Source organism: Streptomyces lasalocidi (assembly GCF_005280215.1).
GTDB lineage: Bacteria > Actinomycetota > Actinomycetes > Streptomycetales > Streptomycetaceae > Streptomyces > Streptomyces longwoodensis.
The window spans coordinates 327,130-339,452 of record NZ_SZNQ01000001.1; the positions used below are offsets into that span (position 1 = coordinate 327,130).

Below are 12,323 nucleotides of genomic sequence, written 5' to 3' on the forward strand. Positions count from 1 at the left end.
AGACCGGGCAGCGCCGCGCCGCAGGGTGAGGGAAGGAGGACGGCGCCGCCGCCCGCACATCCCGACCGGTCATGGGCATCCCCCCGCGCACCGTCGATGACCCACCCACCCCCACTTGCTTCGAATTCGAAGCAGAGGTAGTCTCCTCATCAGTTGCTTCGAATTCGAAGTAATTGCGACCGCAGCACGACCCCACTCCACCGCAGTGAAGGTGAACCGCCATGAAGGCAGTGCGTTTCCACGAGTACGGCGACCCCGATGTCCTGGTCCACGAGGACGTGGAGCAGCCCGTCCCCGGCCCCGGACAGGTCCGCGTCCGCGTTGCGGCGACCTCGTTCAACCCCGTCGACGGCAACATCCGCGCCGGCTTCATGCAGGGCCCCATCCCGGTGGTGCTGCCCCACACCCCCGGCATCGACCTCGCCGGCACGGTCGACGCGCTCGGTGAGGGCGTCGAGGGCCTCGCGGTCGGCGACGACGTCGTCGGCTTCCTGCCGATGGACGGCCCCGGCGCCGCCGCCGAGTACGCCCTCGCACCGGCCGAGGCGCTGACCCCGGCGCCCAAGAGCCTCCGCCTGGCCGACGCCGCCGCCCTGCCCCTGGTGGGCCTGACCGCGCACCAGGCCCTATTCGAGCACGGCGGGCTGGCGGCCGGGCAGCGGGTGCTGGTCAACGGCGCCGGCGGCGCGGTGGGCGGCTACGCGGTGCAGATGGCCAAGAACGCCGGCGCCCACGTGATCGCCACGGCCAGTGCGCGCAGCGGCGACGCGGTCCGCTCCGCCGGCGCCGACGAGGTCGTCGACCACACCACCACGGGCCTGACCGCGGCGGTGACCGAACCGGTGGACCTCGCGCTCAACCTCGCCCCCGTCGACCCGGCCGAACTGGCCGCGCTGCTCACCCTGGTCAAGCCCGGCGGGGTCCTCGTGAACACCACGGTGTGGATGCCCGCCCCCAGTGACGAGGAACGCGACGTGCGCGGCATCGACCTGTTCGTCCGCAGCGACGCCGGCCGGCTCGCCGAGCTCGTGGCATCGGTCGACCGCGGCGAGCTGCGCGTCGACGTCGCCGAGCGGGTGCCGCTCGCCGAGCTGCCCGCGCTGCACGCACGGGCCGCCGAGGGCGCCGTGCACGGCAAGGTCGTCGTCGTCCCGTCCGCGGCCTGACGCCCCCCACCGAAAGGACCGGGCCGTGGCACCCAGCGGCGTGCCGGTGCTGTCGGGTGAGTACCGCCGGGCTCCCGAACCCCCCTCCCCCACCCCGCCGCCGGGCCCGCACATCGCGCCCTGTCCGCTGTGGTCATACGACGACAGCCGCACCGCCCGGCCGGCCCTGCTCTGGGGCCGCGGGCGGGCCCGACGCCCCGGCGACCGGGGCTCCGGCCCGGCTCGAGGACGCGACCGGTCGGCCGCCCGCCTCCGTCGGCCCGGCGCGCCCTCGCCCACCGCGTCCGGGTGTTCAGGTCGATCCGACCTCCGAGGGGGTCGCGGTGCGGGTCACGGGGATCCACAGGTGCGCGTCGGACCGGGCCGGGTCGTCCCGGCACAGCCGGACGCGCAGGATCTCCGGCCCCGGCCGGTACTCGTAGGGGTTGGAGGGGATCCAGTGGGCGGCCACGTCGGCCCACATCTGTTGCAGTGCCTGCGGGAAGGGCCCGGTGTTCTCGAACACGGCCCAGGTGCCGGCCGGGCAGTCCAGCACGTCGAGGTCCGCGGGCACGTCGTCCGCCCCCGTCACCACGGCGTGGTAGTGCTCCAGTGCGCTGCCCTCCTCGAAGTCGTCCGACAGCCGCACGGTCGCCGACACCACCCCCTCGGGCTCCTGGTCCGAGAGGCCGGCGATCCGCCGTGTCGTCTCCGGCGGGATGCCGCGCAGGAACTCGGCGATGTGCGGGTTGACCCCCTCGTACACCAGCGGGACGCGGGCCTTCTTCCCTACGACCCGGAAGGCTTCCTTCGTCACGATGCGGTAGCGCATGGAGCTGTTCCCTTCGACAGTGAGGCGGAAGGACAGCCGGGGTTGCGCGGTGAGCGGGGCACCGGTCCGCCGCGCCTCGCCGGGGCCGACCCCGTGCACGGCGCGGAACGCCCGGGCGAACGCCTCCGCCGAGCCGTAGCCGTGGCGGAGCGCGACCTCCAGCAGGGTCTCCTCGCCGTCCAGTACGTCCGCCGCCGCCACGGTGAGCCGCCGACGCCGGACGTACTCCGAGAGCGGCATCCCGGCCAGTGCCGAGAAGAGCCGCCGGAAGTGGTACTCCGACGTGAGCGTGATCCGCGCCAGCTCGGACACGTCGACGTGCCGGTCGAGGTGACGCTCGATGTGCTCCATGGCCACGTTCAGCCGGTCCAGCACCCCTGACCTCCTCTTTCCCCCTCACCTTAGGAGGGGGCGAGGCGGCCGCACCCGACATCCTGTGCCCGCTCCGGTCGGGTGGCGTGGGCACCGCGGACCGGTTCCGGCCCGGCCGCGCCCGCCGACACCCGGGAGCACACGGGTGCACACCGGTGCACACGGGAAGGCAGCAAGCCGTCAGCAGTGCCTCATCGGACTCCGCGCGCAAAGACCGGTGACACGGGCAGAACTGCCGACGCCCTGGACAGACACGACATCCCCCGCTCTACAACGTTGAAAATCACGACGGGCTTCATGACAGCACGCCTCGCGCCGCCGTGTCCAGATCCATGCAGTCCGCACCCCTCCGAAGGGCTGAACACCCTCCGCAGCGCCACCAACTTCCCCGTGCACAGGGTCTGGACAGGCTCCCGGCCCCCTGCTTTCATGCTGCCCGCGCCGATTTTTCCAACGTTATACAAGCCAGCTCCCGGTGCTTCCGGCGGTCCTGTCTGCTGTGGAGCCCCGTCCGGCGCACCAGGTTCAGGCGTGAGCGTTTCCCGTCGCGGAAAGGGTGAGCATGAGCCCAGGCAGGACCCGAATACCCCTCTTCGGCCGACTCGTCGTGCTGCTGCCGCTGTTGCTGGGGGCCGCGTTGCTGACGCCGGCCCCGGCCGGTGCCGCACCGACTGCGGCCTCCCCGGCCCCGGCCGCCGCCGACGGCCTCGGACTGCGCGGCGACTACTACCGGATGTCCAGCGGCACGGCGCTGGACTTCGCCTCGTACACCGGCACCCGCATCGACAACTCCCTGCACGTCGACGACCTGTTGCCCACCCTGCGCACGTACGCCGGCACCACCGACAACGTCGCCGTGCGCTGGACCGGCCGGCTCGAGGTGCCCGCGGACGGCGCCTACACCTTCTACATCAAGGGCGACAACGGCTTCCGGATGTCCCTCGACGGGACCAGTGTCATCAACCACTGGACCACCGACTGGGACGTCCAGACCACCTCCGAGGCGATCACCCTGACCGCCGGACTGCACGACCTGGTGGTCGACTACAACCAGGGCAACGGCGGCGCCTACCTGCACACCGAGTGGTCGGGCCCCGGCTTCGCCCGCCGGCCGCTGTCGGACTCGGCGCTGCACCTGCCGGCCGGCTTCGCCCCGGCCGACGCCAAGGCGACGGTCGGCAGGACCGGGCGGACCGCCACCGTCGAACTGCCCTCCGCCCTCAGGTCCGTGCCCGCTGACGCCGCCAAGCACCTCGCCGTGCTGTCCGGGGGCACCCTGTGGCACCCCACGGTGGCCAAGGACGCCAAGAACCCCGCCGCCCTCGTGGTCACCGCCGGCAAGGACGACACCCCCGTCTCGCTGAACGCCGACGTGCGGATCAGCTACGACGGCAAGGGCGGCGTCACCACCGCCCAGGGCGACCTCGGACCGTTCTCCGTCGTCGCGCAGAACGACTCCACCTGGTACTTCGCCACCCCGTGGGCCAAGGACGTCTCCGCCGACAACGCGCTGCCCGAGTACCCGAGGCCGCAGCTGACCCGGAACAACTGGCAGAACCTGAACGGCACCTGGCAGTTCCAGGCGACCGCCGAGGACGCCGCGCTGCCCACCGGCAAGCTCACCGGGAAGATCCTGGTGCCGTACCCGATGGAGTCGGGTCTGTCCGGTGTGGCCCGGCACCACGACTGGTCGCTGTACCAGCGCACCTTCTCCGTGCCCCACGGCTGGAAGGTGGGGTCGGGCAACCGGCTGCGGCTCAACTTCGGCGCCGTGGACCACGAGACGTGGATCTACGTCAACGGCAAGCAGGTCGCCCACCACGTCGGCGGCTACGAGGAGTTCAGCGCCGACGTCACCGACGCCCTGTCCCGGCGCGGGCAGCAGACGCTGCTGGTGAAGGTGAAGGACACCACGGACGACAAGTACGCCGTGGGCAAGCAGTCGGCCAACCCGAGCGGCATCTGGTACACGCCGACCAGCGGCATCTGGCAGACCGTCTGGATGGAGCCGGTGCCCGAGGCGAGCGTCGACTCACTGGTCCTCACCCCGGACCTGACGGACGACTCGCTCGCCGTCACCGTGCGCCCCACCGCCACCACTCCGTCGTCCGCGAAGGTCACTGTCACCGCCTACGCCGGGAAGCGGCGCGTGGGGTCGGTCACCGGGCGGGCCGGTGCCGCGCTGCGCCTCCCGGTCGGCAAGCCGCACCTGTGGAGCCCGGACGACCCCTACCTGTACGACCTGAAGGTGACCCTCGACGGCGGACGGGCCGGGAAGGACCGGGTCGGTTCCTACTTCGGCATGAGGTCGATCAAGGTGGCCCCGGTGGGCGGCGTGAACAAGATCCTCCTCAACGGCAAGCCCACCTTCGTGATGTCCACCCTGGACCAGGGGTTCTGGCCGGACGGCCTGTACACCGCGCCCACCGACGAGGCCCTGAAGTCCGACCTGGTGGCACACAAGAAGCTCGGCTTCAACGCGGTGCGCAAGCACATCAAGGTGGAGCCCGCGCGCTGGTACTACTGGGCCGACCGGCTCGGTCTGATGGTGTGGCAGGACATGCCGAGCCGCATGACGGCCGCGGCGGGCACACCGGAGACGCAGACCTGGATCGACCAGGCCCACGAGATCGTCGACCAGCACCTCAGCACCCCGTCGATCGTCATGTGGACGATCATGAACGAGGGCTGGGGCGAGTGGAGCAAGGCCGCCACCGGTGAACTGGCCGACGCGGTCAAGAAGCAGGACCCGTCCCGGCTGGTGGACGCCCACTCCGGCGTCAACTGCTGCGCCTCCAAGGGCGACTCGGGCCGCGGTGACGTCATCGACTGGCACGACTACCACGGCCCGGCCAACCCCGCTCCCGACGCCACCCGGGCCTCGGTCGACGGGGAGCACGGCGGCTACTCGTACGTCGTTCCCGGCCACATCCTCGGCACCGCCGGCGGCCAGGACTACGGTGACGCCGCCACCAGCACCGAGGAGTTGACCAAGGCGTACGTGGAGAACACCCGGAAGCTGATCCAGCGTGCCTCCTGCGGGCTCTCCGGTTCGGTCTACACCCAGATCACGGACGTGGAGGGCGAGCTCAACGGCTTGCTGACCTACGACCGCAAGGTGGTCAAGGTGCTGCCCGGCCCGGTCCGGGAGGTCAACCAGCAGGTGATCGCGGCCGGCGCCGCGGCGGGCGGCACGGACGTCCCGCCGGGCACCCCGGGCCTGTCCGGGGTGTCCTGGTGGCCGCTGCACCAGCAGTCCGGCACGGTCGCCGACGACGTCACCGGCGGACACGACGGCACCCTCGAGGGCGGTGCGACGTGGACCACCGGCCCGAACGGCGGCGCGGTCCAGCTGGACGGCAGCACCGGTTACGTCGACGCCGGCGCTCCCGTCCTGGACACCGAGAAGGGCGACTACTCGGTGTCCGCCCGGGTCCGGCTCGACGACAAGGGCCACTTCAGCACCGCGGTGTCCCTGGACGGCGACCGCAGCAGCGTCTTCTTCCTGCAGTACTCGCAGGCCGACAAGCGGTTCGCGTTCAGCTTCGCGGGCAGCCGGGCGCTGGCCAACAGCATCGGCGAGCCGCAGACCGGCAAGTGGTACCACCTGGTGGGCAGTTACAGCCACCGCGACGGCACCCTGCGGGTCTACGTGGACGGCACCGAGGCGGGCTCCACCCGCGCCTGCAACGCGGAGGTGCCCGCCGGGAACCTGGTGATCGGGCGCGGCAAGTACAACGGCGCCCCGGTCGACCACTGGGCCGGCGCGCTCGCCGACGTCCACGCCTACGACCGTGCCCTGAGCGCGGCCGAGGTGGCCTCCCTGGCCGCCCACGAGCCCACCGCACCCACCGCTCTCAAGCGGTGACCTGGGGGGAGGCCTCCGGGTCCACCCCCGGGGCCTCCCCTCCGCCCCGCCTCCCCGGCAGCCCGTCACGCCGCAGCCCGTCACTCCGCATCCCGCACCGCGGCCCCCGCGGCCTCCCGTACGGCGTCGCCGCGCCGTCGGTCCCGCCACCCCCCAGTCGCCCCACCCACGCTAGGAGCGCACCACCATGACCACCTCGCGCAGATCCCGTCTCGTCACCGCCGCCTGCCTCGCCGCCACCGTCGTCCTCGCCGCCGGCTGCGCCAAGGAGGAGGGCGACGACAAGGCTTCCTCCGACACCGGCCAGGGCGCCCAGGTGGTGCAGACCCCGTCCGCCGACCCGGGCACGGGCTGCACCCTCAAGACGTACGGCGCCACGAAGATCGACCTGAAGAACGCGGTCGTCGGCTTCTCGCAGTCCGAGAAGGAGGCCAACCCCTTCCGCATCGCCGAGACGCAGTCCATCAAGGACGAGGCCGCCAAGCTGGGCGTCAAGAAGCTGCTCACCACCAACGCGCAGTCCCAGCTGCCCAAGCAGATCAGCGACATCCAGGACATGCTGGCCCAGGGCGCGCAGCTGCTCATCGTGGCGCCGCTGAACTCCGACGGCCTGGAGCCCGCGCTGCAGGCGGCCGCGGCCAAGCACGTGCCCGTGATCACCATCGACCGCAAGCTCAACGCCACCGCGTGCAAGGACTACGTGGCCTTCCTGGGCTCCGACTTCGTCGAGCAGGGCAAGCGCGCGGCGGACGCGATGATCAAGGTGACCGGCGGCAAGGGCAAGGTCGCGATCCTGCTCGGCTCCTCGGGCAACAACGTGACCACCGACCGCACGAAGGGGTTCGTCGACCAGCTCAAGGCGAAGGCCCCCGGCCTGCAGATCGTGGCCCAGCAGACCGGCGAGTTCGCCCGGGACAAGGGCCAGCAGGTGATGGAGCAGCTGATCCAGTCCAAGCCGGACATCACCGCCGTGTACGCGGAGAACGACGAGATGGGCCTGGGTGCCGTCACGGCCCTCAAGGGGGCCGGCAAGGAGCCCGGCAAGGACGTCAAGATCATCTCCATCGACGGGACCCGGAACGCCGTCCAGGCCCTGGCCAACGGGCAGTACAACGGGGTGATCGAGTCCAACCCCCGGTTCGGGCCGCTCGCCTTCGCCACCGCGCAGAAGTTCTTCGACGGCGGGGCCATCCCGGAGGACGTCATCATCTCCGACCGCGCCTACGACGCGTCCAACGCCAAGAGCTCCGTGGCCGGAGCCTACTGACGAGCCCTCAGGCTGCCGGGCCGCCCCACGACCGGGGCGGCCCGCTCCCCGCTGACCGACCGAGGGAAGGTCGAACCCATGGCACCATCCGAAGCGGCCATCGCCACACCGCACCCGGGCGCCGACGGCGCCGCGCCGCCCGCCGTCCTGGAGGCCGTCGGCGTCGGCAAACGCTTCGCGGGCGTGGTCGCGCTCGACGACGTCTCCCTGACCCTGCGCCGCGGTGAGATCCACGCCCTGGTCGGCGAGAACGGCGCGGGCAAGTCCACCTTGATCAAGGTCCTCACCGGCGTGCACCGCCCCGACGCCGGCGAGTTGCGCCTGGGCGGGGAGCCGGTGTCGTTCGCCCGGCCGCACGAGGCGCAGCAGGCGGGTGTGTCCACCATCTACCAGGAGGTCAACCTCGTCCCGATGATGAGCGTGGCGCGGAACATCTTCCTGGGCCGCGAGCCCAGGAACCGCCTGCGCCTGATCGACTTCCCCCGCATGCACCGCGAGGCGGCCGACCTGCTGGCCGACTTCGGTGTCACGGCGGACGTCCGCCGTCCCCTGAACACCCTGGGCGTGGGCACCCAGCAGATGGTGGCCCTGGCCCGGGCGGTCTCGGTGCAGGCGCGGGTGGTGGTGATGGACGAGCCGACGTCCGCGCTCGAACCGCGCGAGGTGGAGACCCTGTTCCGGGTCATCGAGGACCTGCACGGCCGGGACATCGCCATCCTCTACGTCAGCCACCGCATGGACGAGCTGTACCGGATCTGCGAGCGGGTCACCGTGCTGCGCGACGGGCGGCTGGTGCACACCGGCGACCTCGCCGGGCTGGACCGTACACAGTTGGTCTCGATGATGCTCGGACGGGAGGTGTCCGAGGTGCGGCGGCACGGCGTCACCCAGTTCGGCGCCGGGCACGACGCCGACCGCGAACCGGTGCTCACCGCATCAAAATTGAGCCGCCGTCACCTCCTGGAGGAGGTGTCCCTGCAGCTGCGGCCGGGCGAAGTGCTCGGTCTCGGCGGCCTGTTGGGCTCCGGGCGCACGGAGACCGCCAAGGCCCTGGCCGGTGCCCTGCCGCTGGACTCCGGCACGGTGACGGTGGGGGGCCGGGAGCTGCGCCGCCCGTCGCCCGCCGCGGCGATCCGCGCCGGCATCAGCCTGCTGAGCGAGGACCGCAAGGCCGAGGGCATCGTGCCCGGTCTGTCGGTGCGGGAGAACATCGTGCTGGCCGCGATGCCCCGCCTGTCCCGGGCCGGTGTCGTCTCCCGCAAGCAGCAGGACCGCATCGTGCAGATCTTCATGGAGCGCCTGCGGATCAAGGCGGCCGGGCCCGAGCAGAAGGTGGAGGAGCTCTCCGGCGGCAACCAGCAGAAGGTGCTGCTGGCCCGGTGGCTGTGCCTGGAGCCCAAGGTGCTGCTGCTGGACGAGCCCACCCGTGGCATCGACGTCGGCGCCAAGGCCGAGGTGCAGACCCTCATCGACGAACTGGCGCAGGAGGGGCTGGCCGTCCTGCTGATCTCCTCCGACGTCGAGGAGCTGGTGGAGGGCGCCGACCGGCTGGTGGTGCTGCGCGGCGGCGCGGTGGCCGGTGAGCTGAGCGGCGACCTCGTCAACGAGGCCGACCTGCTCGACGCCCTGGCCGCCCACCCGCCCGAGCCGCCCGCCCCCGGCGCCGAACCGCCCGCCTCCGAGCCATCCGCCCCCGAGCCACCCGCTTCCGGGCCGTCCGCCGACGCGCCGCCGTCGGCACCGCACACAGACAAGGAGCAGCGATGACGCAGCTGTCCCCGGCACTGGGACGCCGCGCGGTCCGGCTCGCCGCGCCGGCCTGGTTCCAGAAGTACGGCGTCTACACCGCGGTGGCGGCGCTGCTCGTCTACAACGCCGCGTTCACCGACCACTTCCTGACCGCCGCCAACCTGCGCACCCAGCTGGTGCAGGTCGCCCCGGTCGTCATCGTGGCGCTCGGCATGGCGCTGGTCATCGGCACCGAGGGCGTGGACTTGTCGGTGGGCTCCACGATGGCGCTGGCCGCGGCGCTACTGCCGCTCTACCTCGGCTACGGCATCGTCCCGGCCCTGCTCGTGGCGCTGGTGGCCGGTGTCGTGGTCGGCGCGGTCAACGGCACCCTGGTCGCGGTGGTGGGCCTGCAACCCATCGTGGCGACCCTGGCGCTGTTCGTCGGCGGCCGGGGGCTCGCCCTGGTGATGGCCGACGGACAGCTCAAGCAGATCGAGAACGCGGACCTGCTGGCGCTGGGCAGCGGGGAGGTGCTGGGCATCCCCGACGTGGTGCTGATCGCCGGTGTACTGGCCCTGGTGGTGGCCGGGGTCGTCCACCGCACCACCTTCGGCCGGCAGCTGGTCGCGGTGGGCGGCAACCGGGCCGCCGCCCGGCTCGCCGGACTGCCCGTCAAGCGCGTCCTCATCGGCGTCTACGTCCTGTGCGGCGTCCTCGCGGCCCTCGCCGGCGTGCTCGCCACGGCCCGGCTCACCGCGAGCGACCCCTCCGCGCTCGGCAACCTCATGGAGCTGTCCGCGATCACCGCGGTGGTGGTCGGCGGCACCCCCCTGACCGGCGGCTCGGTACGGGTACTGGGCACCGTCACCGGAGCGCTGCTGATGCAGCTGCTGCGGGCCACGCTGGTCAAGCATGACCTGCCGGACTCCACCGCGCAGATGGCCCAGGCCGCCATCATCCTCATCGCCGTCTACGTCGCCCGGGAGCGTCGGTCCCGATGAAGTCACTCACCACTGCCCCGAACCTGCCGGCGCCGCCCCGCCCCACGCAGGCCCCCGCCCCCTCTGCAACCGGCCGGGAACGGATCGCCTCGCTGCTGCAACGGCACGGCGCCTTCGCCGTGCTGGTGGCCCTCGTCCTGGTCTCCACGTTCGTCTTCCCGTCCTTCGGCACCCTCGACAACGCCCAGAACGTCGCCGTACAGGCGTCCTTCATCGCCGTCGTCGCGCTGGGCATGACGCTGGTCATCATCACCGGCGGCATCGACCTGTCGGTCGGCTCGGTGTTCGCGCTCGGCGGCGTCCTGGCCGCCTGGGCCTCGCAGTACGGCTTCTGGGCCGCGCTGCTGCTGCCGCTCGTCGTCTGCGGGGCCATCGGCACCCTCAACGGCCTGCTGATCGCCCGCGCCGGCATGGCCCCGTTCATCGTCACCCTGGCCACCCTGCTGGGCGCCCGGGGCCTGCTGCTCGCCCTCACCCACGAGGGCGCCACCACCTACCTGGTGCCGCGGGACTCGGCCTTCGCCGAGCTCGGCCAGGGCACGCTCGGCGGCTTCGGGTACCCCGTGCTCGTCGCGCTGGCGCTGTTCGCCGTGGGCGGGGTGGTGCTGCAGCGCACCTCGTTCGGGCAGTCGCTGTTCGCGGTGGGCGGCAGCGCCGACGCCGCGACCCTGATGGGCCTGCCGGTGGCCCGCACCCGGGTGCTGGTCTACCTGCTCAGCGGTCTGCTGGCCGGCTTCGCCGGCGCGCTCAACGCCGCCCGGCTCTCCTCCGGGGTGACGATCATCGGCTCGGGCATGGAGCTGGACGCGATCGCCGCGGTCGTCATCGGCGGCACGCTGCTGACCGGCGGGGCCGGCTCGGTGAGCGGGACCCTGTGGGGGGTGCTGCTGCTGGCGGTCATCCAGAACCTGATCAACCAGATAGGCTCGCTCAACTCGTCCTACCAGTCCGTGGTCAGCGGCGGCTTCCTCATCGTGGTGGTCGTGGCCCAGCGGTACCTTGCCCGGGCACGCCGCACCTGATGACACACGCCGCAGCGCAGGGCCCGTCGCGGTCCTGTGCCCGGCCCGACAAGGAGGGAACGCCGTGGGCGTCAGCCTCAAAGACGTCGCGCAACGAGCGGGAGTCTCGGTCAAGACCGTCTCGAACGTCGTCAACGACTATCCGCACGTCACCCCCGCGATGCGGGCCCGCGTCCAACAGGCGATCGACGAGCTCGGCTATCGCCCCAACCTCACCGCGCGCCACCTGCGCAAGGGCCGGACCGGGATCATCGCGCTGGCCGTCCCGGAGCTCGGCAACCCCTACTTCGCGGAGCTGGCCAGCGCGGTCATCGACGCGGCGGCCCGCCACCACTACACGGTGCTGCTGGACCACACCGCCGGCATGCGGGAGAAGGAGATGCTCGTCTGCCAGGGCTTCCAGACCCATGTGATCGACGGTCTGATCCTGTCCCCGATCGAGCTGGAGAACCAGGACCTGCACGGCCGCACCGACACCTCGCCGCTCGTCCTGCTCGGCGAGCGCGAGTACGACGCCCCCTACGACCACATCGCGATCGACAACGTGGCCGCGGCGCGCAGCGCGGTGCGCCACCTGATCGCGATCGGGCGGCAGCGCATCGCGTTCCTCGGCGCCCGCGCGGAGAGCGCCCGCCAGCCGGCCCACCTGCGCCTGCGCGGCTGGCGGGAGGAGTTGTCCGCGGCCGGACTGCCGCACGACGACTCGCTGGTGGCCCCCACCGACGGCTACGGCCGGGCCGACGGCGCCCAGGCCATGGCCACGCTCCTGGACCGGGGTGTGCGGCCCGACGCGGTCTTCGCCTACAACGACCTCCAGGCCATCGGCGCCATGCGGGTGCTCGGCGAGCGCGGGCTGCGCGTCCCGCAGGACGTCGCGGTGGTGGGGTTCGACGACATCGAGGAGAGCCGCTTCGGGGCCATCACCCTGACCACGGTCGCCCCCGACAAGCAAGCCATCGCCCGTCAGGCGGTCAACTGCGTCATCTCCCGCCTGACCGACGCGGCCGAGGCCGAGCCACGGCGGCTGCGCCCGGGCCACGACCTGGTGGTACGCGAGTCGACCCTGGGCCGCCACCAGTAGCCGT

Annotated in this window: 8 protein-coding genes; 7 read left to right on the top strand and 1 reads right to left on the bottom strand. The window is 72.2% G+C overall.

The window, feature by feature from the left end; all coding sequences use genetic code 11:
- Nucleotides 1-221: 221 nt before the first annotated feature.
- Nucleotides 222-1,166 carry an NADP-dependent oxidoreductase gene (locus tag E4U91_RS01110; protein WP_137304763.1) on the top strand — a complete coding sequence of 315 codons (945 nt, stop codon included), beginning with the start codon at nucleotides 222-224 and terminating at the stop codon, nucleotides 1,164-1,166.
- A 292-nt stretch (nucleotides 1,167-1,458) separates the two neighbouring features.
- On the opposite strand, the gene E4U91_RS01115 is transcribed toward E4U91_RS01110, so the two are convergent.
- The gene (locus E4U91_RS01115) at nucleotides 1,459-2,352 is read right to left on the bottom strand and encodes an AraC family transcriptional regulator (RefSeq protein WP_137304764.1); all 894 of its coding nucleotides are present in this window, start codon (nucleotides 2,350-2,352) and stop codon (nucleotides 1,459-1,461) included.
- Between the two features lie 559 nt (nucleotides 2,353-2,911).
- Between E4U91_RS01115 and E4U91_RS01120 the strand changes: the two genes are divergently transcribed.
- The 6 genes from E4U91_RS01120 (at nucleotide 2,912) to E4U91_RS01145 (ending at nucleotide 12,319) form a co-directional block, all read left to right on the top strand.
- Complete coding sequence (locus E4U91_RS01120; RefSeq protein ID WP_137304765.1) at nucleotides 2,912-6,217, top strand: LamG-like jellyroll fold domain-containing protein; 3,306 nt, start codon at nucleotides 2,912-2,914, stop codon at nucleotides 6,215-6,217.
- A gap of 187 nt (nucleotides 6,218-6,404) precedes the next feature.
- Nucleotides 6,405-7,484, top strand: a complete 1,080-nt coding sequence (locus E4U91_RS01125; protein ID WP_137304766.1) for an ABC transporter substrate-binding protein — start codon at nucleotides 6,405-6,407, stop codon at nucleotides 7,482-7,484.
- A gap of 78 nt (nucleotides 7,485-7,562) precedes the next feature.
- Nucleotides 7,563-9,251, top strand: coding sequence for a sugar ABC transporter ATP-binding protein (locus E4U91_RS01130; protein WP_137304767.1), 1,689 nt, complete (start codon nucleotides 7,563-7,565; stop codon nucleotides 9,249-9,251).
- On the top strand, nucleotides 9,248-10,216 hold the full coding sequence (locus tag E4U91_RS01135) for an ABC transporter permease (protein WP_137304768.1): 969 nt from the start codon (nucleotides 9,248-9,250) through the stop codon (nucleotides 10,214-10,216). The genes E4U91_RS01130 and E4U91_RS01135 overlap by 4 nt, the downstream gene beginning before the upstream one ends.
- Nucleotides 10,213-11,238, top strand: coding sequence for an ABC transporter permease (locus E4U91_RS01140; RefSeq protein ID WP_137304769.1), 1,026 nt, complete (start codon nucleotides 10,213-10,215; stop codon nucleotides 11,236-11,238). The genes E4U91_RS01135 and E4U91_RS01140 overlap by 4 nt, the downstream gene beginning before the upstream one ends.
- A gap of 64 nt (nucleotides 11,239-11,302) precedes the next feature.
- Nucleotides 11,303-12,319 carry a LacI family DNA-binding transcriptional regulator gene (locus tag E4U91_RS01145; RefSeq protein WP_137304770.1) on the top strand — a complete coding sequence of 339 codons (1,017 nt, stop codon included), beginning with the start codon at nucleotides 11,303-11,305 and terminating at the stop codon, nucleotides 12,317-12,319.
- Nucleotides 12,320-12,323 lie beyond the last annotated feature (4 nt).

Excerpts from the sequence above, each read along its gene's own strand:
- E4U91_RS01110 (WP_137304763.1), top strand. The coding sequence starts at position 222 with ATGAAGGCAGTGCGTTTCCACGAGTACGGCGACCCCGATGTCCTGGTC.
- E4U91_RS01120 (WP_137304765.1), top strand. The coding sequence starts at position 2,912 with ATGAGCCCAGGCAGGACCCGAATACCCCTCTTCGGCCGACTCGTCGTG.
- E4U91_RS01125 (WP_137304766.1), top strand. The coding sequence starts at position 6,405 with ATGACCACCTCGCGCAGATCCCGTCTCGTCACCGCCGCCTGCCTCGCC.
- E4U91_RS01130 (WP_137304767.1), top strand. The coding sequence starts at position 7,563 with ATGGCACCATCCGAAGCGGCCATCGCCACACCGCACCCGGGCGCCGAC.
- E4U91_RS01135 (WP_137304768.1), top strand. The coding sequence starts at position 9,248 with ATGACGCAGCTGTCCCCGGCACTGGGACGCCGCGCGGTCCGGCTCGCC.
- E4U91_RS01140 (WP_137304769.1), top strand. The coding sequence starts at position 10,213 with ATGAAGTCACTCACCACTGCCCCGAACCTGCCGGCGCCGCCCCGCCCC.